22 protein-coding genes are annotated in these 21,347 nt (G+C 72.9%); 6 read left to right on the top strand and 16 right to left on the bottom strand.

Annotated features, from left to right (window positions below; genetic code table 11):
- Nucleotides 1–94: 94 nt before the first annotated feature.
- The 3 genes from FHG89_RS04440 to FHG89_RS04430 form a co-directional block, all read right to left on the bottom strand.
- Nucleotides 95–1,762, bottom strand: a complete 1,668-nt coding sequence (locus tag FHG89_RS04440) for a fumarate hydratase (protein WP_139583016.1) — start codon at nucleotides 1,760–1,762, stop codon at nucleotides 95–97.
- Between the two features lie 70 nt (nucleotides 1,763–1,832).
- Complete coding sequence (locus FHG89_RS04435) at nucleotides 1,833–3,278, bottom strand: outer membrane protein assembly factor BamB family protein (RefSeq protein ID WP_425280151.1); 1,446 nt, start codon at nucleotides 3,276–3,278, stop codon at nucleotides 1,833–1,835.
- Nucleotides 3,279–3,348: 70 nt separating this feature from the next.
- Nucleotides 3,349–3,855, bottom strand: a complete 507-nt coding sequence (locus tag FHG89_RS04430) for an Lrp/AsnC family transcriptional regulator (RefSeq protein WP_139583014.1) — start codon at nucleotides 3,853–3,855, stop codon at nucleotides 3,349–3,351.
- Nucleotides 3,856–3,985: 130 nt separating this feature from the next.
- Here FHG89_RS04430 and hppD point away from each other — a divergent pair, with 130 nt between their 5' ends.
- Genes hppD through hisC form a run of 4 tightly spaced genes read left to right on the top strand, consistent with a single transcriptional unit; the run spans nucleotide 3,986 to nucleotide 7,981 of the window.
- Complete coding sequence (hppD, locus tag FHG89_RS04425) at nucleotides 3,986–5,191, top strand: 4-hydroxyphenylpyruvate dioxygenase (protein WP_139583012.1); 1,206 nt, start codon at nucleotides 3,986–3,988, stop codon at nucleotides 5,189–5,191.
- A gap of 11 nt (nucleotides 5,192–5,202) precedes the next feature.
- Nucleotides 5,203–5,898, top strand: a complete 696-nt coding sequence (locus tag FHG89_RS04420; protein WP_139583010.1) for an RDD family protein — start codon at nucleotides 5,203–5,205, stop codon at nucleotides 5,896–5,898.
- Nucleotides 5,895–6,881 (top strand): RDD family protein, encoded by a 987-nt coding sequence (locus tag FHG89_RS04415; protein ID WP_139583008.1) that lies wholly within the window; start codon nucleotides 5,895–5,897, stop codon nucleotides 6,879–6,881. Before FHG89_RS04420 ends, FHG89_RS04415 begins: the two co-directional genes overlap by 4 nt.
- Nucleotides 6,878–7,981 (top strand): histidinol-phosphate transaminase, encoded by a 1,104-nt coding sequence (gene hisC / locus FHG89_RS04410; RefSeq protein WP_139583006.1) that lies wholly within the window; start codon nucleotides 6,878–6,880, stop codon nucleotides 7,979–7,981. Before FHG89_RS04415 ends, hisC begins: the two co-directional genes overlap by 4 nt.
- Before the next feature lie 97 nt (nucleotides 7,982–8,078).
- Here the strand turns inward: hisC and FHG89_RS04405 are convergent, their stop codons facing one another.
- The 5 genes from FHG89_RS04405 to FHG89_RS04385 form a co-directional block, all read right to left on the bottom strand.
- Nucleotides 8,079–9,338, bottom strand: coding sequence for an outer membrane protein assembly factor BamB family protein (locus tag FHG89_RS04405; protein ID WP_139583004.1), 1,260 nt, complete (start codon nucleotides 9,336–9,338; stop codon nucleotides 8,079–8,081).
- Between the two features lie 75 nt (nucleotides 9,339–9,413).
- A complete protein-coding gene (locus tag FHG89_RS04400) occupies nucleotides 9,414–9,896 on the bottom strand; it encodes an SRPBCC family protein (RefSeq protein WP_139583003.1) in 483 nt (160 codons plus the stop codon).
- Between the two features lie 136 nt (nucleotides 9,897–10,032).
- Nucleotides 10,033–10,242: a DUF397 domain-containing protein gene (locus FHG89_RS04395; protein WP_139583001.1), complete on the bottom strand. Its 210-nt coding sequence runs from the start codon at nucleotides 10,240–10,242 to the stop codon at nucleotides 10,033–10,035.
- A gap of 190 nt (nucleotides 10,243–10,432) precedes the next feature.
- A complete protein-coding gene (gene fahA / locus FHG89_RS04390; protein ID WP_139583000.1) occupies nucleotides 10,433–11,629 on the bottom strand; it encodes a fumarylacetoacetase in 1,197 nt (398 codons plus the stop codon).
- Nucleotides 11,626–12,495, bottom strand: coding sequence for a hypothetical protein (locus FHG89_RS04385; RefSeq protein ID WP_139582998.1), 870 nt, complete (start codon nucleotides 12,493–12,495; stop codon nucleotides 11,626–11,628). Before FHG89_RS04385 ends, fahA begins: the two co-directional genes overlap by 4 nt.
- Nucleotides 12,496–12,589: 94 nt before the next feature.
- Between FHG89_RS04385 and FHG89_RS04380 the strand changes: the two genes are divergently transcribed.
- Entirely contained in the window at nucleotides 12,590–13,756 is a 1,167-nt protein-coding gene (locus FHG89_RS04380) for a homogentisate 1,2-dioxygenase (protein WP_139582997.1), read from the top strand.
- Here the strand turns inward: FHG89_RS04380 and FHG89_RS04375 are convergent.
- Genes FHG89_RS04375 through FHG89_RS04360 form a run of 4 tightly spaced genes read right to left on the bottom strand, consistent with a single transcriptional unit; the run spans nucleotide 13,753 to nucleotide 16,528 of the window.
- Nucleotides 13,753–14,781 (bottom strand): tetratricopeptide repeat protein, encoded by a 1,029-nt coding sequence (locus FHG89_RS04375; protein WP_139582995.1) that lies wholly within the window; start codon nucleotides 14,779–14,781, stop codon nucleotides 13,753–13,755. The genes FHG89_RS04380 and FHG89_RS04375 overlap by 4 nt on opposite strands.
- 10 nt (nucleotides 14,782–14,791) lie before the next feature.
- Nucleotides 14,792–15,277 (bottom strand): 2-C-methyl-D-erythritol 2,4-cyclodiphosphate synthase, encoded by a 486-nt coding sequence (gene ispF / locus FHG89_RS04370; RefSeq protein ID WP_139582993.1) that lies wholly within the window; start codon nucleotides 15,275–15,277, stop codon nucleotides 14,792–14,794.
- 13 nt (nucleotides 15,278–15,290) lie between these two features.
- On the bottom strand, nucleotides 15,291–15,986 hold the full coding sequence (gene ispD / locus FHG89_RS04365) for a 2-C-methyl-D-erythritol 4-phosphate cytidylyltransferase (protein WP_139582989.1): 696 nt from the start codon (nucleotides 15,984–15,986) through the stop codon (nucleotides 15,291–15,293).
- 56 nt (nucleotides 15,987–16,042) lie between these two features.
- Nucleotides 16,043–16,528: a CarD family transcriptional regulator gene (locus FHG89_RS04360; RefSeq protein ID WP_007073334.1), complete on the bottom strand. Its 486-nt coding sequence runs from the start codon at nucleotides 16,526–16,528 to the stop codon at nucleotides 16,043–16,045.
- Nucleotides 16,529–16,856: 328 nt separating this feature from the next.
- Between FHG89_RS04360 and FHG89_RS04355 the strand changes: the two genes are divergently transcribed.
- Nucleotides 16,857–17,543: a hypothetical protein gene (locus FHG89_RS04355; protein WP_139582987.1), complete on the top strand. Its 687-nt coding sequence runs from the start codon at nucleotides 16,857–16,859 to the stop codon at nucleotides 17,541–17,543.
- 10 nt (nucleotides 17,544–17,553) lie between these two features.
- Here the strand turns inward: FHG89_RS04355 and FHG89_RS04350 are convergent, their stop codons facing one another.
- The 4 genes from FHG89_RS04350 to FHG89_RS04330 all read right to left on the bottom strand — a co-directional run bounded on the left by FHG89_RS04350 (nucleotide 17,554) and on the right by FHG89_RS04330 (nucleotide 21,342).
- A complete protein-coding gene (locus FHG89_RS04350) occupies nucleotides 17,554–18,189 on the bottom strand; it encodes a hypothetical protein (protein ID WP_167517339.1) in 636 nt (211 codons plus the stop codon).
- 33 nt (nucleotides 18,190–18,222) lie between these two features.
- On the bottom strand, nucleotides 18,223–19,266 hold the full coding sequence (locus tag FHG89_RS04340) for a type III polyketide synthase (RefSeq protein WP_139582982.1): 1,044 nt from the start codon (nucleotides 19,264–19,266) through the stop codon (nucleotides 18,223–18,225).
- A 94-nt stretch (nucleotides 19,267–19,360) separates the two neighbouring features.
- The gene (locus tag FHG89_RS04335) at nucleotides 19,361–20,527 is read right to left on the bottom strand and encodes an acyl-CoA dehydrogenase family protein (protein WP_139582980.1); all 1,167 of its coding nucleotides are present in this window, start codon (nucleotides 20,525–20,527) and stop codon (nucleotides 19,361–19,363) included.
- Nucleotides 20,528–20,568: 41 nt separating this feature from the next.
- Nucleotides 20,569–21,342 (bottom strand): class I SAM-dependent methyltransferase, encoded by a 774-nt coding sequence (locus tag FHG89_RS04330; RefSeq protein WP_139582978.1) that lies wholly within the window; start codon nucleotides 21,340–21,342, stop codon nucleotides 20,569–20,571.
- Nucleotides 21,343–21,347 lie beyond the last annotated feature (5 nt).

Below are 21,347 nucleotides of genomic sequence, written 5' to 3'. Positions count from 1 at the left end.
CCAGCGGGGCGGGCGCACCGATGTCGGTTCAGCACGGGCGACAGAAGGGGCGTCGGGCGATGTGCCCGGTGCCCCTTTCGCCGTACGCGTCGGGTCAGCGGCGGCCGACTGTGAGCACCGGCTTGGTGACCTCGGCGAAGAAGTCGTTGCCCTTGTCGTCGACGACGATGAAGGCGGGGAAGTCCTCCACCTCGATCTTCCAGACGGCCTCCATGCCCAGCTCCGCGTATTCGAGCACCTCGACGTGCTTGATGCAGTCCTGGGCGAGGCGGGCGGCGGGACCGCCGATCGAGCCGAGGTAGAAGCCGCCGTGCTGCTGGCAGGAGCGGGTCACCTGGGCCGAGCGGTTGCCCTTGGCCAGCATCACTTGCGAGCCGCCGGCGGCCTGGAACTTCTCCACGTAGGCGTCCATCCGGCCGGCGGTGGTGGGGCCGAAGGAGCCGGAAGCGTACCCCTCGGGGGTCTTCGCGGGGCCGGCGTAGTAGACGGCGTGGTCGCGGAGGTACTGCGGCATGGGCTCGCCGGCGTCCAGCCTCTCGGCGATCTTCGCGTGGGCGATGTCCCGGGCGACGACCAGCGGGCCGGACAGGGACAGCCGGGTCTTCACCGGGTACTTCGACAGCTCGGCGCGGATCTCGTCCATCGGCCGGTTGAGGTCGACCCGGATGACCATCTCGCCGTCGAGGGAGTCGTCGGTGACGTCGGGCAGGAACCGCGCCGGGTCGGTTTCGAGGCGTTCCAGCCACACGCCCGACGGGGTGATCTTGGCGACGGCCTGCCGGTCGGCGGAGCAGGAGACGGCGATCGCCACCGGGCAGGACGCGCCGTGCCGGGGCAGCCGGACCACCCGTACGTCGTGGCAGAAGTAGCGGCCGCCGAACTGCGCGCCGATGCCGAAGTTGCGGGTCAGCTCCAGCACCTGCGCCTCCAGCTCCAGGTCCCGGAAGCCGTGTGCGCTCATCGACCCGGAGGTGGGCAGCGCGTCGAGGTACTTGGCGCTGGCGTACTTCGCGGTCTTCAGCGCGTACTCGGCGGAGGTGCCGCCGATGACGATGGCCAGGTGGTACGGCGGGCAGGCGGCGGTGCCGATCAGCCGTAGCTTCTCCTCCAGGAACTGCATCATCCGCGTCGGGTTGAGCAGCGCCTTCGTCTCCTGGTAGAGGTACGACTTGTTGGCCGAGCCGCCGCCCTTGGCCATGAACAGGAACTTGTACGCGTCGGGGTGCCCGTCCGGGTCCTCGGCGTACAGGTCCACCTGGGCGGGCAGGTTGCTGCCGGTGTTCCGCTCGTCCCACATGGTCAGCGGGGCGAGCTGCGAGTAGCGCAGGTTCAGTCGGGTGTACGCCTGGTAGACGCCCTTCGAGATGGCCTCGGCGTCGGCCCCGTCGGTCAGCACGTGCCGGCCCCGCTTGCCCATCACGATCGCGGTGCCGGTGTCCTGGCACATCGGCAGCACCCCGCCGGCGGCGATGTTGGCGTTGCGCAGCAGGTCCAGTGCGACGAACCTGTCGTTCGGCGAGGCGGCCGGGTCGTCGATGATCGACCGGAGCTGGGCCAGGTGCGCCGGGCGCAGGAAGTGCGCGATGTCGTGCATCGCCTCGGCGGTCAGCGCGGTGAGCGCGGCCGGCTCCACGGTGAGGAACCGGCGGCCCCCGGGGCCGTGTACGACGTCCACGCCCTCGTCGGTGACCAGGCGGTAGTCCGTCTGGTCGGGGCCGGTCGGCAGGAGGGGGGCGTACGAGAATGCGGCGGCACTGCTCATGAGCGGCAAGCCTAGGGCAGACCGGTCGATCATTCCCACCCGCCGGGCTGCGTCTGGGACGCCGCTCTCATCAGCCGTCCTTGCCGCCGCCCGGGTCGGGGCAGAGTTCCCGTTTGGGTCCGCAGTTGTCGCCGCCGTCCGGTCCGGCGGGGCCGGTGCCGCCGGGGCGCGGGACACCGCCGTCGCCGGGCCGGCCGGGGGTGCCCGCGGAGGTGCCGAAGCGGATGTAGCCGATCTCCCGCCCCTCCCCGATGATCATGCCTTGTGGCCCGACCGCGAGGGCGTTCGCCGAGGTCCGTACGACGGCCAACTCCCGCCCGGTACGCGGGTCCCGCGCCGTCAACCGGGACGGCTTCTCGTCGGCGATCAGCGCCGCGTACGGCGTGAGGGCGGCGCCGGCCTTGCCGCTGGCGGTGCGGGTCCACAGAACCCGGTCGGTGCCGAGTTCACGGGCCGTCACCGAGCGCTTGTCGGCGGCCCGGAACACCGCGTACCGGTCGTCGACCGCGACAAGTCTGGTGCCCGGTTCGCCCACCCACAGCAGCCGCCCGTCGTACCCGTCGATGACCGCCTCGCGGCCGTCCGCGCCGACGCCGATCAGCACGTTCCGCGCGCCCTGCGGGTCCTCGCGCTGCGCGCAGCCGGCGTTGTCGGCGGTCCGCAGGTTGACGCCGGCCCGCTGCCAGGCCTCCTGCCCGGTCGCCGGGTCGCGGGCGGAGATCGCGAAGTAGCAGGATCCGTCCTGCGAGCGGGCGGCGATCCGCAACATCCGGCCGCCCACCACCGAGAGCCGCTCGTCCTGGCCGGGCTCCACGTTCTGCAGGACCCGGCCGGTGGCGGTGTCGACGACGTGCACCCGACCGTCGACGGGGAAGCCGAGCAGCGGCGGCACCGACTCGGGGCCGCCGACGCCGTCGTCGACCCGGGGGGCGGTGAGCCGGCGGGTGCCGCGCAACCCCGGGTTGTCGGCGAGCAGGCCGCTGTGCACCCCGGGCAGGAACGCCGTCCACAGGGGGGCGGTGCCGCGCGGGTCCCAGGCGCTCAGGGTGCAGTCGGTGGCGTCCGTGCAACTGGCGTCCAGCAGCAGGTTGCGGTACGTCCACACGGCCACCGCGTCGTCGTCGCGCCGCCGCGTCGCCCCGGTGGTGGGGTCGAGCAGCTCGTACCCCTTGACCAGCAGCTTGCCCACGGCGACGACCGGGTCACGGTCACCGCCGGCGACCGCCGCCCAGTCCGCCTTGCGTTCCCAGAGCTGGGTGCCGGTGGCGAGGCTGCGGGCCTCGACCCGGGTGCGCTGCTCCACCACGACTGTGTCGCCGGCGATGGTCACGCTGCGTGGGGTGCCGCCGATCCGCTGCTGCCAGACCACGTCCGGCTCGGAGATCGGATCGCTGCGGTCGACCCAGTCCCACAGGCCGGGGAAGGGATTCCAGACACCTGTGGCGGCGAGGGCGACGACCACGGCAAGGCCGAGCAGCAGCCCACCGCGCACGCTCCCCTTCGCCACACCGCACACCGTAGCCACGATCACGGATCTTCCGTACGCCCGCGCCGCCGTGTCGCCGCGCTTTCTGGGCGCGCAGGTGTTACGAGGGGTTTCGCCCCTCGGCGCGTACGGCACTGCGTACCAGCGGAAGCGTGCGGTAGGGGATCTGCTCGGCCAGCGCGATGATCGTCGACGCCCGGGTGATGCCGGCGGACGAGACGATCTGGTCGATGACCCGTTGCAGGTCGGTGTTGGAGCGGGCGACAATCCGGCAGAGCAGGTCGCTGGAGCCGGTGATGGTGTGCGCCTCCAGCACCTCGGGGATGGCCGCGAGGTGGGCCGTGACCGGGTCGTGGCCGTGCCGTTGGCTGATCTCCAGGGTGACGAAGCTGGTCACCCCGAACCCGATCGCGGCCGGTGCGATCTCCGGGCCGAAGCCGCCGATGACACCCCTGTCGACCAGCTTGTCGAGGCGGGCCTGCACGGTGCCCCGGGCCACGCCGAGCCGCCGGGAGCACTCCAGCACCCCGATCCGTGGCTCCTCGGCGAGCAGTTCGATCAAGCGAACGTCGAGCGCGTCGAGCTGTACAGCCTGCTCACCCTTCATGGGTTCAGACCATACTGAATGCGCAACCTGACCAGCGTTCACACCGACAGTTGCCCACCTGACACCGACACGGCGATCCTTCGGACAACAACCGGCCCACGAGGCCGGCCGGTACGCGAGGGAGGCCACCATGACCCAGGCGATCGACCGACCCCAGTCGACCGAGGACGTCGACGTCGACCAGCTCGTCGGCGCTGTCGACCACGACATCAGCCACGACCCGTTCCCGGTCCGGGGCCTCGACCACGTGCACTTCCTGGTGGGCAACGCCAAGCAGGCCGCGCACTACTACTCCACCGCGTTCGGCATGACCTGCGTGGCGTACCGCGGCCCCGAGCAGGGCTACCGCGACCACGCCCAGTACGTGCTGACCAGCGGGTCGGCCCGGTTCGTCCTGACCGGCGCGGTGCGCCCGGACGCCGACGGCGCGGAGCACGTGGCCCGGCACAGCGACGGGGTCAGCGACATCGCGCTGGAGGTGCCGGACGTCGACGCCGCGTACGCGCACGCCGTCGCGCAGGGCGCCACGAGCGTCGTCGAGCCGCACGAGGTGAGCGACGAGCACGGCACCGTGCGGATGGCCGCCATCGCCGCGTACGGCGACACCCGGCACACCCTCGTCGACAGGTCCCGCTACACCGGCCCGTTCCTGCCCGGCTTCGTGGCCCGCGGCCCGATCGTGGACCGGCAGCCGATGATCGACGCCGGCATCCAGCCGAAGCGCTTCTTCCAGGCCGTCGACCACGTGGTCGGCAACGTGGAGCTGGGCCGGATGGACGAGTGGGTCGAGTTCTACAAGCGGGTGATGGGCTTCTCCAACATGGCGGAGTTCATCGGTGACGACATCGCCACCGACTACTCGGCGCTGATGAGCAAGGTCGTGGCGAACGGCACCCGCAAGGTGAAGTTCCCGCTCAACGAGCCGGCGGTGGCCCGCAAGAAGTCGCAGATCGACGAGTACCTGGAGTTCTACCAGGGCCCCGGCGCCCAGCACATCGCGGTCGCCACCAACGACATCGTGGCAAGCGTGGACGCGATGCGGGCCGCCGGTGTCGAGTTCCTGGACACGCCCGACTCGTACTACGACGACCCGGAGCTGCGCGCCCGGATCGGCAACGTGCGGGTGCCGATCGAGGAGCTGAAGGCCCGCAAGATCCTGGTCGACCGGGACGAGGACGGCTACCTGCTCCAGATCTTCACCAAGCCGGTGCAGGACCGCCCCACCGTCTTCTTCGAGCTGATCGAGCGGCACGGCTCGCTGGGCTTCGGCAAGGGCAACTTCAAGGCCCTGTTCGAGGCGATCGAGCGGGAGCAGGAAGCGCGCGGCAACCTGTAACACTTGCGGGCGTGACGCAGCCTCCGTCGTACCCGACGCCGCCGGCCGGTGGGCCTCAGCCCGCCGCCGGCGGCTTCACGCCGCCACCCGGACCACACCCCCAGGGGTACGCCGTGCCGCCGCAGTACGCCCCACCCGGGTACGCCGTGCCGCCGCGGTACGCCCCACCGCCGCCGGCGTTGAGCCCGGCCGGGCAGCCACTGGCCAGCTTCGGTGACCGACTGCTTGCCTGGTTGATCGACACGGCGCTGGCCAGTGTCGTCGTGATGGTGCTGTTCATGCCGGTCTTCCTGGTCCTCTGGTGGCGGATGTTCTCCGAGATGACGCGGACCAACGCGGACGGCACTCTCGTGGAGCCCGACCCTGGCACCTTCTTCGCCACCTTCTTCCTGCCGCTGCTGCTGTTCCAGGCCGGCCTGTTCGTGGTGCTGCTCGGGCTCTACTGGCTGTATCACGTGGAGTACCTCAAGCGCGGCGGTCAGACGCTGGGCAAGAAGCTCATGAAGCTGCGGGTGGTGCCGCTGGACCCGAGCGGCACTCTCGACCGGCGGATGGCCGGCCGGCGGTGGCTCGTGCAGCACCTGGCGTGCTCACTGGTGCCGGGCGCGAGCTACGCCGACGGGTTGTGGCAGCTCTGGGACAAGCCCTGGCAGCAGTGCCTCCACGACAAGTTCGCCGGGACGGTCGTCGTTAAGGTGGCTTCGTGAGTGTGGAACCGGGTTGGTACGTCGACCCCGCCGACCCTGAGACCCGACGGTACTGGGACGGCGAGGGTTGGCTCGGCGCGCCCATCCCTGTCGACGCCACCCCACCGGACGGGCCGCCACCGCCCGAGCCGCCACCGGTCCCGGTCACTCCGGCGGCCCTCGACGCGCCGGCGACCGCCCCGGGCTGGCCGCCGCACACCGGGTCAGGCCCCGCGCCGGGTCACGGCACCCAGCCAGGGCACGACACCCCGTCGCCGCACGGTCCCCAGCCGGGGCCGGGCCCGGGTTGGTCGCCGCAGGGCGCTCCGCCCGGCTGGTCGCCGCAGGCCGGTCCGCCCGGCTGGACGCCGCAGGGCGTGCCACCGGGCTGGCCCGGCCGGCCGCCCGAGCCCCGCCCGCACGGGCTGAGACTGGCCGGCTACGGCCGCCGGTTCGCCGCCCGGCTGATCGACTTCACAGTCGTCTTCGCCCTGAACGCCCTGGTCAACGGCTGGTTCGTCTGGCGGCTGATCGATGAGATGCTGCCGTACTGGCGGGAGGTGTTCCGGCGGGCGTTCGCCGGCGACACCTCCACCGACAACCTGCCGCAGATCGGCGAGCAGGCCGGGCTGCTCCAAGTGGTGATCCTGCTGATCGCCACGGCGCTCTGGCTGGCGTACGAGGTGCCCGCCATGGCGTCCCACGGGCAGACCTTCGGCAAGCGGGTGATGCGGATCCGTGCCGTGCCGCTCGCCGCCGACCAGCCGCTGGGCTTCGCCCGGGCGTTCGGCCGGTGGACCACGATGGGTCTGCCCACCCTGCTCTGGTACTGCGCCGGCCTCGGCCTGGTGCTGCAACTGGTCGACGCCCTCTCCCCCCTCTTCGACCACCCGCTGCGTCAGGCGCTGCACGACAAGCGCGTGCAGACCGTCGTGGTCGAGGTCCCCGCCAGCACCGCTTCCGCCCCCTCGAACGACGACCAGCCCTCGGGAGACACCCCATGACCGATTCCGGACGTCACCAGCCGGCGCTGCGGCTGACCCGCGCCGACCTGGACGCGCTGCCCAGCTACGTGCCGGGGCGCAGCCCCGCCGACCTCGCCCGGGAGCTGGGGCTGCCCGAGGCGATCAAGCTGGCCAGCAACGAGGTGCCGTACGGCCCGCTGCCCGGCGTGGTCGAGGCGGTCACCGAGGCGGTCACCGCCTCGCACCGCTACCCGGACATGGGCGTGGTGGCACTGCGCGACGCCCTGGCCCAGCGGTACGGGGTGGACGCCGACCGGATCGCCACCGGCTGCGGGTCGGTGGCGCTCGCCGAGCACCTGGTCCGGGCCACCTGCCTGCCCGGCGACGAGCTGCTCTACTCGTGGCGGTCCTTCGAGGCGTACCCGATCATCGCGGCGACCAGCGGCGCGACAAGCGTGCGGGTGCCCAACGACGCCGGGCACGGGCACGACCTGGCGGCCATGGCCGCGGCGGTGACCGACCGGACCCGGATGATCCTGGTCTGCAACCCGAACAACCCGACCGGCACCGCGGTACGCAAGGCCGAGCTGGACCGCTTCCTCGACGCGGTGCCCGACGACGTGCTGGTCGTCATCGACGAGGCGTACCGGGAGTTCGTCACCGATCCGGAGGTGCCGGACGGGCTCGACTACCTGGACCGGCCGAACGTCGCGGTGCTGCGCACCCTGTCCAAGGCGTGGGGTCTGGCCGGGCTGCGGATCGGCTGGCTCGTCGCGCAGCCGGCGGTGGCGGCGGCGATCCGCAAGGTGGTGACGCCGTTCTCCACGAGCACGGCCGCCCAGGCCGGCGCGCTCGCGGCGCTGACCCAGGCCGCCGAGATGGAACGCCGCTGCGCGCTTGTCGTCGCCGAGCGGGACCGGGTCACCGAGGCGCTGCGCAAGTTCGTGCCGGACGTGCCGACCAGCCAGGCCAACTTCGTCTGGATGCCGCTGGGCGACCGGGCGGTGGCCTTCGGCAAGGCGTGCGAGGCCCGTGGGGTGATCGTCCGGCCGTTCGCCGGGGACGGCGTGCGGGTCACCATCGGCACGCCGGCCGAGAACGACGCGTTCCTGGCCGCCGCGGAGGCGGCGCTCGCCTGAGAAGCGTGCTGCCCGGGGCCGTTCCGTCAACCCCCTACGGACCGGCCCCGGGCGCCTCAGCCGGCGGTCACCGCTTGCCGGAACCGTCGGCGGTAGGTCAGGTGGCGGCCAGGATCACCGTCTCGGCGGTGAGGTAGTACCGCTGGTCGTCGCCGTCCGGATCCACCGGTTCCCGGAGCCGTTCCACCGCGACGAAGCCACCTTCGGCAGCCACCGCCCCCGGCGCCCAACCCGTACCGTCCGACCCGACGGTGAACGGGAAGCGGGAGAGCAGGACACCGGTCACCGATTCCAGCGTCACCAGCTCGTTCTCTTCGGTCAGCAGGTGCACCCGACCGGGCTGCACGGCGAGCACCCGCGCCGGGCCCAGACCGTCGAAGCGCCACAGCTCGGCACCGGAACGCGCCGAGCGACCCACGGCCATCCCGTCGGCGACCGTGACCGCCAGCTCACCGGCGAGGGCGGCACCGGCCGTCCCGAGAGCCGGTGCGGCCAGCGGTTCACCTCCGCCCAGCAGCCAGCCCCGACCACCGGCGTCACCCGGTCCGGCCGTCCGCAGGCCCGAACAGTCCGACCGGCCGGTACGGCAACCGAGCGGGGACACCACCAATCCGTCCGTCGTCAGCCCCGGCGGCTGCCAGCGCTCGCGTACCAGTCCGCTGACCGCGTCCCGGAACTCGACAGCTGCCGTTCCGGCGCAGGTGTCCAGGCCGATCAACTGCCCGGCCACGGTGGTGCCGATATCGCTGCGACACGAGCCGGGCAGGTCGACCCGCCACAGCTCCCGGCCGTCGGCCACCTGCACCCCACGGGCCTCGGCGGTCCCCGTGACCACCAGCACCCTCCGGCCGTCCGCGAGGTCGGTGAGGTAGAGCCCACGCGGATCCCAGACGGTGGCCGCCCCGGTGCGCCGCGGCGCCGCGCCACCCTCGGCCGGCGCCGGCCCCGCGGCCCGCCACAGCACCCGACCGGACGACGCGTCGAGCGCGACCAACCGACCGTCGGACCAACGGCTCACGACGGTGCGACCGCTTGCCACCACCCCGCTCAGCTCCGCCGGCCAGCGCCGGTACGACCAGAACGGCGTGGTCCGGTACCGCCCGTCGACAGGCCGGTCGGCGTAGACCTGCCGGTGCGCCGCGTACACCCGCAGTCGGGCGTCCACGATCAGCGGGGCGGCGGGCAGCCGGCCGATCACGCCAGGCCCGGGTCGGGGCGCGGCCGGGTACTCACCCCGCGCCACCGTGCTCACCTCTGCCGGCGCGAGCACCCGGTGGACGACGACCGCGACGACCGCGACGGCGAGCAGCGCCGCGACCACCATCACGAGCCGTCGCCGGCTCTTCGGGAACCCCATGCCGCACCTCCGCCCGGCACCCTACCCAGCGGAGGCGGCCGGAGCCCGGTCAGGTCGCGGCGCCCACGGGCCGGATCAGGCCGCTTCCACCGCGCTGGAGGGCCTCGCCGCGGCCGTCAGATCGGCGAGATCACGCCGCAACGCCACCTCGACCGCCCGGGCGGCAAGCCCACCGAGCAGCAGGGCGACCACCCGAGGGTACGGAGCGGTCGGCACCGCCTCCTGCGTGACGGTGACCGCCGTGCAACCGCGACGACGGCGCCGGACCGGTCGCAGGGTCCAGGTGATCCGGTAGTCCACGTCGGCGCCCGAGGAGCAGAGCACCAGCCGATGCGGGGCGAGAGCCTCCACCACGAGGAACTCCTCGGTGAGCGTGCCGCCGCCCGGCTGGGCGCGCTCCTCACGCCACGCGGTGCCCGGCCCGAACGGACCCGGAGTGAGCAGCTCGGTCGGGCCGGCGGCGGTCATGCGGGCCGCACGGCCGGGCAGGTCGGTCAGCAGACGCCAGACATCGACGGCGTGCGCCTGGATGAACCCGGTAACCGCCACCGTCGACATGACACCTCCCGTGTCGTCGACGGTACGCGGGGTGAGCGCCGGACGGGGCCCCCGGGACGGAATTTCCACCACCCGGAGGCCCCGCTGTCCGTTCGGGCGGCCGCGTCGTACCGGTCGACCGGTGCGACGCCGCCGCTCAGCGTTCGAAGCGACCGGCCCGGATCGCTCCGACGAACGCTGTCCACCCCGGCGGGCTGACGGCCAGTGTGGGGCCGGTCTGGTCCTTGGAGTCGCGGACCGCGACGAGGCCGAGGACGTCGACCAGGTTGTCCGCCACCTCCACGCAGAGCCCTTGGTCGTTGGAGCGGCTACTGGTACGCCAAACCGCGCGCGAGAGATCGTGCATCGTCGTCTACCTCCGTGTGCGATGGGTTGCCCCACCGCCGGCATCCGGGCGGGGGGCCCGGCCCGTACCGCGCGGTGGAGCGACGGAATCCGCGACGATCAACGCGGCAACCGGCCCTGGTTATCGCACATTCGGTGCGATCATCAGTCCCGCAGACGAGACAGAGGACCGCTCCGGCCCGGCATGGCGCTCAGCGGGCCGGACGGACCGTCCCGGTGACCTCGCCGAGGGCGATGGTGGTGCCGTCCGGGCCGGGCGCGGTAGCGGTGATGATCACCGTGTCGCCGTCGGCGAGGAAGGTGCGGGTCTCGTCGCCGAGCTTCACCGGCTCCGCCCCGCCCCAGGTCAGTTCCAGGAACGAGCCGACCTGCGACCGGTCCGGACCGGAGACGGTGCCCGAGGCGTACAGGTCGCCGGTACGCAGGGACGCGCCGTTGACGGTGAGGTGCGCCAACTGCTGGGCCGGCGTCCAGTACATGGTGCCGAACGGCGGCTCGCTGACCTGTTCGCCGTTCCACTCGACCGCGAGGCGCAGGTCGAGGCCCAGGTGCGGCACGTCGCGCAGGTAGTCGACCACCGGCGGGTCCTGGTCCGGGGCGGGCACGAACGCGTCGGCGAGAGCGTCCAGCGGCGTCACCCAGGCCGATACCGAGGTGGCGAAGGACTTGCCGAGGAAGGGGCCGAGGGGCTGGTACTCCCAGGCCTGGATGTCCCGGGCCGACCAGTCGTTGACCAGCACCACACCGAAGACGTGGTCGGCGAAGTCGTCAACGCTGACCCGGTCGCCCAGCCCGCTCGGCACGCCCACCACGAAGCCGACCTCGGCCTCGATGTCGAGGCGTACCGACGGGCCGGTGACCGGGCCCTCCGCCGAGGCGCGCTGACCGGTCGGCCGGATCACGGGCGTGCCGGAGACGACGACCGTGCCGGCCCGACCGTGGTAGCCGATCGGCAGGTGCTTCCAGTTGGGCAGCAGCGGCGGCTGACCCGGACGGAAGATCTGCCCGACGTTGGACGCGTGGTGCTCGGAGGAGTAGAAGTCGACGTAGTCGGCCACCTCGAACGGCAGCAGCAACTCCACCTCGGCCAGCGGCACCAGCAGCGGCTCCACCGCCGCCCGGTGCGCCGGGTCGGTCAGCAGCTCGGTGATCCGCTGCCGCACCGACGTCCACTGCGGACGGCCCAGCGCCATGAAGTCGTTCAGGGTGGGGCGGCACAGCGCGCCGGCCGCCAGCACGAGGTCCGCGGCCTCCGCCCCGGCCAGGTCGAACACCCACGACCCGATCCGTACGCCGATCCGCGGCTGGCCCCCGTTGGACCGGAACACCCCGTACGGCAGGTTCGTCACCCCGTACGGCGAACCGTCAGCGCCGGTCACCCAGGTCATACGTCGTAGCCCCCGTTCACCAGCCCCAGCCGGATCAGATCGGTAAGTGGTTCCAGGATGCTGCACGAGCCGAAGCCCACCCACAGGGGGCGGGGCGCGTCCAGCCGCCCGTTCAGGTGTTCCAACAGTGGGCGCGGGTCGGCCACGGTCAGCAGCTCGGCGACGGCGCGTACACCGTCGCCGCCGGCGGCGGCCAGCGTCGCGGCCAGCACGTTGGCGTAGCCGTGGTGGGTGAAGCCGGTCTCCGGGTCGAGGTGCCGGACCGCCTCGTGCAGCCCGGCGGTGAGCTTGAACGGCAGGCCCCGGTCCCGGCAGGCGCAGATCACGGCGGCCAGCTCGGCCGGGGTGGGGAACAGTTCGGCGGCCAGGCCGCCGGTGCGGAACTTGGCGGCGATCGGCACCCCGTCGGCGCGGGCGGCGGCGAGCGCGTCCAGCGCGCCCATCAGCCCGAAGGTCAGCGGCAGCTCGGCGTACACGGCCTCGACGCCGGGCGTCGTGGCGGTCACCCGCAGCAGTTCGGTGATGCCGGGCAGCGGGTCCTCGCCCCGCTTGGCGACGAAGACCTCGACCTGCCGGGCGGTGACCCCGTCCGGCTCCAGGAGCGGGAGCGCGACCGGCAGTCCGGCGATCCCGGTGTCCCCGATCAGCCCGACCACCAGGCCCTCGGCAGGGTCCACGAGTCCGCTCAGCCCGCCGGCCGCGACGGTCGAGGCGGGGACGAGCAGCGGGCCGACCAGGTCGGCGTACCAGGCGGCGCGGTGTCGACGGTGGGCGGTCAGCGCGTCGGGGAGCGCGGCGCTGCCCGGCGGGAAGACGGCGGCGTCGTCCACCAGGCCGTCGAGGAGTGCGGGCACCTGCGTTGACACGGAACAAGAATCTACGGGACGCTACAAGGAACGGACAACAGCGTCCGATTATCGGACGTCTTCGACCGCTGAACGGGACATATCGGGAGGCGAGATGCCGTACTACCGCAGCATCGGCGAGGTGCCGCGCAAGCGCCACACCCAGTTCCGCCAACCCGACGGCAGCCTCTACGCCGAGGAGCTGATGGGCCAGGAGGGCTTCTCCTCCGACTCGTCCCTGCTCTACCACCGGTACGCGCCCACCGCGATCCTCGCCGCCGACGAGTTCACCCCGCCCGCGTTCACCCGGGCGCCGAACCTGCCCCTCAAACCCCGCCACCTGCGCACCCACAAGCTCGACACAGGTGGCGCCGACCCGGTCCTCGGCCGGCAGTACCTGCTCGCCAACGACGACGTGCGCATCGGGTACGTGCTCGCCGACCGGCCCTCGCCGCTGTTCCGCGACGCCACCGGCGACCACTGCCTCTACGTCGAGGCCGGCACCCTGCGGGTCGAGTCGCCGTTCGGGGCGCTGGACGCGGTCGCCGGCGACTACGTCATCATCCCCACCTCGACCATCCACCGGCTGGTGCCCACCGGCGACCAGCCCGTCCGACTGCTCACCGTCGAGGCCGCCGGACACATCGGCCCACCCAAGCGCTACCTCTCCGTGCGCGGCCAGTTCCTGGAGCACTCGCCGTACTGCGAGCGCGACGTCCGCGGGCCGGAGGCGCCGCTGCTCGTCGACGGCGAGGAGGCCGAGGTGTTGGTCCGCCACCGCCGCGGCTGGACCCGCTACGTCTACGCCAACCACCCGTTCGACGTGGTCGGCTGGGACGGGCACCTCTACCCGTGGGCGTTCTCCATCCACGACTTCGAGCCGATCACCGGGCGCATCCACCAGCCCCCGCCGGTGCACCAGACCTTCCAGGGCCCCAACTTCGTCATCTGCTCGTTCGTGCCCCGCAAGGTCGACTACCACCCCGAGTCGATCCCGGTGCCGTACAACCACCACAACGTCGACTCCGACGAGATGCTCTTCTACACCGGCGGCAACTACGAGGCCCGCCGCGGCTCCGGCATCGAGCAGGGCTCGATCTCGCTGCACCCGTCCGGGTTCACCCACGGCCCCCAGCCCGGGGCCGCCGAACGCTCCATCGGCGCCGACTACTTCGACGAGCTGGCCGTCATGGTCGACACGTTCCGCCCCCTGGACCTCTGCGACGCGGCCCGCGCCTGCGAGGACGACGGGTACGCCTGGACGTGGGCGCGTCGGGTCTAGCGGAACGTGGTTCTGGTGAAGATGGCGAACTCGGCTATCGCTGTTACGGCCACGGCCAGCACCAACGGCCACGGCGAGCCGACCACCGCGTACACCAGGAGCAGCACCGGCGCGGCGGCCACCGCGTAGACCGCCAGGGCCATCGCCCGGTCCGAGTGCACCAGGGCGGGCAGGACGGTCCGGGTCAGCCCCGGCAGACGCGCCGCGAGCTGCCACACCACGACCCCACCGGTCAGCGCGGCCAGCACCGCGACGACGCGGGAGAAGCCGCCGTTGGCCGAGGCCGCGAACGCCACCAGCACCGCCGCCACCAGCGACCAGCCCGCGCCGTAGAGCACCAGGCGGTGCAGGCCGTACGCGATGGTCCGCCCGGAGTCCATCCGACTCGGGCTGATCGTGACCGCCTCGGCGACGTGCGCCAACGCCTGCGACCAGCGGCGCTGCTCCAGGCGGATGACACCCACGTCGTGGGAGGCGTCGGCGAGGCGCGGGTCGAGCCGCAACGCCTCCCGGTAGGCCCGCTCGGCCAGGTCGAACAACTCCAGCCGGGCGGCGACCAGAGCGAGCACGAGGTGCGCCTGTGGTTCGTCCGGCGCCAGCTCGACCCCACGCCACGCGGCGTTCAGCGCTGGCTGGCCGTTACGCGAGTCGGCCAGGATCGCCGCCGCGCTCCGCTGGGCGTACGCGTCGGCCGGGCCGAGGGCGAGGAGCCGGTCGGCGGTGGCGGCGGACTCCGCGTACCGCTCCAGGTCGGCCAGCGCCATGGCACGCGTGACCAGCGGAGCAAGGGCGTCCGGTGCGGCGGCGACGGCCGCGTCCGCGGCGGTGAGCGCGTCCGCTGGCCGGCCGGCGGCCAGGTGCACCCGGGCCAGCATGGTGAGGGCGGCCACGTCATCCGGCTGGAGGGCCAGCCCGTAGGTCAGCTCACCTGCCGCCTCGTCATGGCGGCCGAGCTCGGCGAGGAGCTGGGCGCGCTGCACATAGCCGTCGGCGGCGGACTGGTCGGGGGTGGGGTCGCTGGACATCGCGGCGAGCCTAGGCGTCCGGAGCGTCGTACACCAGCGCCACCGCGATGCCGGCCAACCCCTCCTCGCGGCCGGTGAACCCGAGACCGTCGGTGGTCGCGGCGGAGATGGTCACCGGGGCGCCGACGGCGGCGGAGAGCACCTGCTGGGCCTCCTCCCGACGACGACTGATCTTGGGTCGGTTGCCGACGACCTGCACGGACACGTTGCCGATTTCCAGGCCGGCGGCCCGCACCCGGCGGGCGGTCTCGGTCAGCAGGGCCACCCCGGAGGCCCCGGCCCACTCCGGCTGGCCGATCCCGAAGACGGACCCGAGATCACCGAGGCCGGCGGCGGAGAGCAGCGCGTTGCAGGCGGCGTGCGCGGCCACGTCGGCGTCCGAGTGCCCGGCCAGGCCGTCCTGGTCGGGCCAGAGCAGGCCCGCCACCCAGCAGGGCCGGCCGGGCTCGAACGCGTGCACGTCGGTGCCGATGGCCACCCGGGGAACGATCATGATCAGAGGGTACGCGTCAACCGGCGGCGGTGAGCAGGTGCTCCGCCAGCGCCAGGTCGAACGGGCGGGTGATTTTCAGCGCGTACTCCGAGCCGGGTACGCAGCTCACCGGGACGCCCTGTTTCTCGACGAGCCCGGCGTCGTCGGTGAGTGGATCACCGGCCGCGGCGTGCGCCGCGGTGAGCACCGCCCGGCGGAAACCCTGCGGGGTCTGCACGGCGCGCAGGGCGGACCTGTCGACGGTGCCGAGCACCACCTCGCCCGCGCCGACCTCCTTGATGGTGTCGACGACCGGCAGCACCGGGATCACCGCGGCACACCCGTCGCGGACCGCCGCCGCGACGGACTCCACCAGCTCGGGCGGGGTGAGCGCGCGGGCGGCGTCGTGCACCAGGACGATCGTCGGCCCGTCGGGCACCGCGGCCAGTGCGGCGGCGACCGAAGCCTGCCGTTCCGCGCCACCGGGCACCACGATCACCGGCGCCACCGGGGCGAGCAGCTCGCGGACAGCCGTCACCTCGGAGGCCGGCGCGGCCACCACGATCGTGTGCACCGAGGGCGCCGCCGCCAACCGCCGTACGGCGTGCACCAGCAGCGGCTCGCCCGCGAGCAGGCGCAGCGCCTTGGGTCGGCCGGGGCCGAGCCGTACGCCAGCGCCCGCCGCAGGCACGAGGACCGCGACGTCACCGCGCGGGTTGAGCTGCGCGGTCACGTCGCGGTCCTCGGTGGTTTCTTCGCTACGAATCGGGTACGACGATGCTGTGCGGACTAGGCCTCGGTAAGGACCTTGTCGAGCAGCGTCTCCGCCTCGTCCTTGGTGCTCTTCTCCGCCAGCGCGACCTCGCCGACGAGGATGTCGCGGGCCTTGGCGAGCATCCGCTTCTCACCCGCCGAAAGACCCCGCTCCCGCTCCCGACGCCACAGGTCACGCACGACCTCGGCGACCTTCAGCGGGTTGCCGGAAGCCAGCTTCTCCAGGTTGGCCTTGTAACGCCGCGACCAGTTGGTCGGCTCCTCGGTGTGCGGAGCCCGGAGAACGTCGAAGACCTTGCCGAGGCCCTCTTCGCCGACCACCTCGCGTACGCCCACGATCTCGGCGTTCTCGGCAGGCACCCGGACCGTCAGGTCACCCTGCGCGACCCTCAGGACGAGGTATTGCTTAGGCTCGCCCTTGATGACCCGAGTCTCGATTGCCTCGATGAGTGCGGCCCCGTGGTGGGGGTAAACAACGGTCTCGCCGACACTGAAAACCATAGGTTCGAAACCCCTTTCGCTGTGTCTAGGATAACACGGTCAGGCACCGATGTCTCACCGATGTCCTGACTGTTGGCGCAGCTCAGGGGCCCTGTGAGAGGTCTTTCTTCAGCTTGACAGGCGGTCAAACCGATGGTTCGAACACGCTCCGTAACGTACGGATGACTGCCCGGTACGGGTGAACAGAACGTCGAGATCAAGGGCTATGCGCTCACCTCATGGTATCCCTCCTTGCGCGATCGCGCCCAGGTGTGGCGAGAGGTGCCCCCGTGCGGGACGCTGGAGGTCGAAACAGCAGTCCGCTCTCGAGACGCTTCCAGGGGGTCCGATGGGCAAGCCGGACGCAGAGGGCCACGGGCCGTCCGACGGTCTGCCCGACCTGCCCCCCGAATGGGGTCGGGTGGTGGTCCCCGACGACGCCTCGGCGCTCGCCGACGAGGCCGCCCAGATCCGCCGTGAGCTACGCCGGGCCGCCGGGTCACCCAGACCGCACCGCGTCCTGGTCCTGCCGATGCTGGTCCTGCTGATCGCGCTGCTCACCACGCTGGCCGGCCTTCTTGCCGTCACCTGGCCACGCGCTCCCCGCAGCACCGACCGGCCGACCTCGACGCCCTCCGTCCCGCCCGTGACCCTCACCGGTCGGGCGCTGCCCGCGCTGGACCTGGTCGACGCCGGGCAGGCGCCGGTGCCGCTGCGCGGCCTGCTCCCCGCCATGATCATTCTCGTGGACGGCTGCCCGTGCCCGGACGTCGTCACCGAGGCCGTGGCGGCGGCACCCGCCGGAGTGACAGTGGTCACCGTGACCGGCGGGCGAACGGTCACGCCACCGCCGGTGCACGGCGTCCGGGCGCTGGCCGACCCCGCCGGCGGACTGCGCTCGTTCCTCGGCCAGCCGGCCCGCCCCGGCACCGCGACCGCGCTGCTTGTCGACCGCGCCGGCACGGTCACGCGGGTGCTTCCCGAACTGGGGCCGATCGACGCGTACCGGGAAGACCTCAGCGCCCTGGCCGCCTGACCGGCCCGGGCTAGCGAGGGGGCAGGCCGATGAGCTGCGCCTGGGCGACGATGGGCTGGTCACCGACAGCCGACAGGGACACCCGGAACGGCCCGCCGCCGGGCAACACCTCGGCCGAGGCGACCGAGCCGTCGCAGTCGATACGCGACGGGCCGGCGATCTCAGCCCCGGTGCTCGTCACCGCCATCGTTCCGGGCCGGGTGCACCGGTACTGGAGCAGATAACGGGAGCCGTCGTCGGCAGCCTGCCGGGTCAGCCCCTGGCCGGGCGTGAGTTCCCTGTCCTCCCGCCAGACCGTCTCGCGGAACGAGGGCAGGTCACTCCCGGGAGAGAGCACCCCCTGATCGCCCTCGATGTCGGTGATCGCGCCCGTCGCCGAGTCGATCACCACTCTCGAACCGCTCGGCACCCGCACGGCCTCGCCCGTCTGGGGATCCACCCAGACGGTCACCCGCTCACCGGGGGCGGCGGAGACCAGCGCCCGCTCCAGTTCGGTGCTGACGCTCGGCTCGTCCGACGGCGGGCCGACCGGCCCGGCCATCGGGGCGGGCGCAGCCGCCCGCCACCACCAGCCGCCCACCGCCAGCACGGCCAGGGTCCCCCCGACCAGCACCGCCGACCGCAGCCGGTCGTCCGCCATGTCCATGGTGGTGAGCGTACCCGCCGGGGTAGCGGACGATCACTCCTGTCGATCGAGCAGGGCAGCGTACAGGGTGAGACCGGGACCGAACGCCAGCATCACGATCCGGCGGGGAGCCGCACGGGCCAGCCGGTCCACGATCAGCAACACCGTCGGCGAGGAGCAGTTGCCGTGCTCGTCGAGCGTCGCCCGGGACGCCGCCAGCGCCTCCGGCGGCAACGCCAACTCCCGCTCGACCACGTTGAGGATCCTCGGCCCACCCGGGTGCACCGCCCAGCCGTCCACCTCGGAACGGGTCGTGCCGTGCCGGGCCAGCAGGTCGTCCACCAGGGCGCGCACATGCCGGGACAGCACCTGCGGCACCTTCGGCGACAGACCCATCCGGAAACCGGCGTCGGTCACGTCCCAGGTCATGTGGTCCGCCGTGGAGGTGTCCGTGACCGAGGTGACCTCGCTCAGCGCGTACCCCCGGCCGCCCGGCACCACCACGGCCGCGACCGCGGCGTCCGAGAAGAGCGCGTGCGAGACGATCTGCTGGGTGTCCACCCGGGCGCTGGACGGCTGGATGTGCAGGCTTGTCAACTCGGCGCAGAGCAGCAGCGCCGGACGGCCGCGGGCCGTGACGAAGTCACTCGCCGCGCCCAGCCCCGGCAGCGCCGCGTAGCAGCCCATGTGACCGACGAACATCCGCTGCGTGTCCGGGGCCATGCCGAGGTCCCGGGCGAGCAGGATGTCCAGCCCCGGGGTGGCGTACCCGGTGCAGGAACACACGATGAACAACCCCACGTCGCCGGCGCCCAGCCCGGCCGCCGTCAACGCGCGGCCGACCGCCTCCTTGCCCAACGGCAGCGCCTCCACCTGGTAGCGGCGCATCCGCCGCTCGGTCGGCCAGTCCGACACGTCCTCCAGCAGGGGATTGACGGCAGCCTGACGGCGGGTCACCCCCGAATGCGCGAAGATCCGCTCGGCCAACGACCGGGTGGTGCCGGAGAAGTGCCGGGAGAAGAAGCTCTCCCACAACTCGTCCTGGGAGGCCGACGGCGGCTGCGCCACCCCGAGCCCCGCGATCACTGGTACGGGCACGATCCCCACCTCTCGTCCGAAGCTGTCCTCCCCCGGTCCGTTCCGCCGACCATCGTGCCCGGCCGTTCCCCCACGTCAGTTGAGCCGCGCCGGCTCACCAACGCGGAGCCGATCCGTCGCGGTCCGGGTCGCCGCCCAGCGCGGCGATGCCGAGCCAGTCGGCGCAGACATCCGACGTCGCCGGGTGCAGCGACCCGCAGCGGGCATCCCGGTAGAGCCGCTCCAACGGATGGCCGCGTCGCGTCGCCGAGGTGCCCGCCGCCTCCAGCACCGAGGCCGCCACGTCGGCCGCCGTGGTGCCGGCCAGCAACTTGGCCCGCCACACCCACCGGTTGGTCTCCGCCTCACCCGGCTCCTCGTCCACCCGGCGGGCCGCCTCGGCCACCACCAGTCGGGCCGCCGCCGTCGCCGCGTCCGCCCGCCCCAGCCGTGCCCGCACAGCGGGCAGGCCGGCCAGGTTGCGGGCGTTGAGGTGCTCGGCCGCCGCGTCGATCGCCGCCTGGGCCACCCCCACGTAGACCGCCGCGTAGCTCGCCACCAGCCAGTGCGGCATCAACTGGGCGACCACCAGGGCCAACCCCTCCACGCCGCCGAGCAGCCGGTCGGCCGGCACGGTGACGTCCAGGTGCATGTCATGCGAGGAGGTGGCCCGCATGCCGAGCGCGTCCCAGGTCGGCTCGACGGTCAACCCGTCGCCGGCCGGCACCAGGAACTGGGACACCACCGACTGGTCGGCGGCACTGCGCGCGGCCACCAGGTAGCCGTCGGCGTGCCCCGCCCCCGAGCAGAAGGTCTTACTGCCCTTGAGGTGCCAGCCACCGTCGGTCGCCTCGTAGACCGTGCTCAACTGCGAGAGCCGGGCACCGGCACCGCGTTCACTCATGGCAACCGCGTACCACGAGCCCTGCGCTGCGGCGGTGAGCAGCCGGTCCCGGGCGACCAACGCCTCGTCCGGCACACCCAGCGCCTCGGCCAGTTCCTCGGTGACCGCTCCCAGCGCGCCGGTCACCGAGGCGTGCATGTTGAACACCAGGGCCGTCGCGCCGTTGCCCCGGGCAAGCTCGGTGGCCACGGCGGCGTACTCGGCGAAGCTGGCCCCGAGACCACCAAGCGCCCGGGGCACCATCAGCCCGAACAGGCCCGCCTCCCGCAGGTCACGGAAGTCCTCCACCGGGAAGGAGCCGTCCCGGTCGTGCTCCGCCGCCCGTGCGGCGAACCGCGGCGCCAACCGGCGGGCCGCCTCAAGCGCATGCACCGTCATATCGCCCCCTCCTCGGCGTCCTTACCCCCGCCACGACCCGACTATCCGTTGCGGACCCCCCGGCCCTGGTAGAGCACGGCCGTGGATCGGGTCGGCACGATGCGCGGCGCCCGGCCGGCCGGCGCCGTACCGGCGGACCGGGACGCGCGGGCCCGCCGCAGCAGCCAGGCCAGCAGACCGCCGACCTGCGGTCGGATGCCGCGCAGCCGCAGGTCGACGCCATGCCGGGCACACTCGGCCACCAACCGGCGAGCGTCCACGAACAACTGTGGATCGTGGATGCCGCACGGCACAGTCGGTAGACGCTCGGCGATCCGTACCGCGACGAGCCGCGCCAGCGCCGTGTCGTTGAGGGTGTCCAGCACCAGCAGCCCACCGGGACGCAGCAGCCGACACGCCTCGGCCACCGCGCGGGGCCAGTCCGGCACATGCTCCAGCAGCTCGCCGGCGGAGACCACGTCGGCGCAGCCGTCCGGCAGCGGGACGGCGGTGACGTCGGCCTGGATGACGCGTACCCCGTGCTCGGCGGCCTGGACGAGCGCCGAACGGGTCAGGTCGACCCCGACATGCCGGTAACCCTTGCCGGCCAGGTGCGGCGCGAGCAGGCCGGCGCCGCAGCCCAGATCGACCAGGAGCGCGTCGGGACGGCCCGCCGGGGGCACCATCGCCGCGCGGGCCTCGGCCAGCCAGTGCAGCATCGCGAACGCGCCATCCGGCCGCCACCACTCACCGGCCAGGTCGTCGTACTGGCGCGGATCGTTGCGCGGCAGCACCCGGGGGCCGGTGGACGCCGGGGCCGCAGCCACGTCTCGCATGGCAC

It is taken from the genome of Micromonospora orduensis, from assembly GCF_006228125.1.
Lineage (GTDB): Bacteria > Actinomycetota > Actinomycetes > Mycobacteriales > Micromonosporaceae > Micromonospora > Micromonospora orduensis.
This window is presented reverse-complemented; position numbering and strand designations above follow the sequence as displayed.

Bases quoted from the DNA above. Each gene is read 5' to 3' on its own strand.
- FHG89_RS04440 (WP_139583016.1), bottom strand. From the start codon at position 1,762: ATGAGCAGTGCCGCCGCATTCTCGTACGCCCCCCTCCTGCCGACCGGC.
- FHG89_RS04405 (WP_139583004.1), bottom strand. From the start codon at position 9,338: ATGGGGTTCCCGAAGAGCCGGCGACGGCTCGTGATGGTGGTCGCGGCG.
- FHG89_RS04360 (WP_007073334.1), bottom strand. From the start codon at position 16,528: ATGGTTTTCAGTGTCGGCGAGACCGTTGTTTACCCCCACCACGGGGCC.
- fahA (WP_139583000.1), bottom strand. From the start codon at position 11,629: ATGACCTGGGTGACCGGCGCTGACGGTTCGCCGTACGGGGTGACGAAC.
- FHG89_RS04375 (WP_139582995.1), bottom strand. From the start codon at position 14,781: ATGTCCAGCGACCCCACCCCCGACCAGTCCGCCGCCGACGGCTATGTG.
- FHG89_RS04430 (WP_139583014.1), bottom strand. From the start codon at position 3,855: ATGAAGGGTGAGCAGGCTGTACAGCTCGACGCGCTCGACGTTCGCTTG.
- FHG89_RS04350 (WP_167517339.1), bottom strand. From the start codon at position 18,189: ATGGACATGGCGGACGACCGGCTGCGGTCGGCGGTGCTGGTCGGGGGG.
- FHG89_RS04330 (WP_139582978.1), bottom strand. From the start codon at position 21,342: ATGCGAGACGTGGCTGCGGCCCCGGCGTCCACCGGCCCCCGGGTGCTG.
- FHG89_RS04335 (WP_139582980.1), bottom strand. From the start codon at position 20,527: ATGACGGTGCATGCGCTTGAGGCGGCCCGCCGGTTGGCGCCGCGGTTC.
- hppD (WP_139583012.1), top strand. From the start codon at position 3,986: ATGACCCAGGCGATCGACCGACCCCAGTCGACCGAGGACGTCGACGTC.
- FHG89_RS04395 (WP_139583001.1), bottom strand. From the start codon at position 10,242: ATGCACGATCTCTCGCGCGCGGTTTGGCGTACCAGTAGCCGCTCCAAC.
- hisC (WP_139583006.1), top strand. From the start codon at position 6,878: ATGACCGATTCCGGACGTCACCAGCCGGCGCTGCGGCTGACCCGCGCC.
- FHG89_RS04380 (WP_139582997.1), top strand. From the start codon at position 12,590: ATGCCGTACTACCGCAGCATCGGCGAGGTGCCGCGCAAGCGCCACACC.
- FHG89_RS04355 (WP_139582987.1), top strand. From the start codon at position 16,857: ATGGGCAAGCCGGACGCAGAGGGCCACGGGCCGTCCGACGGTCTGCCC.
- FHG89_RS04400 (WP_139583003.1), bottom strand. From the start codon at position 9,896: ATGTCGACGGTGGCGGTTACCGGGTTCATCCAGGCGCACGCCGTCGAT.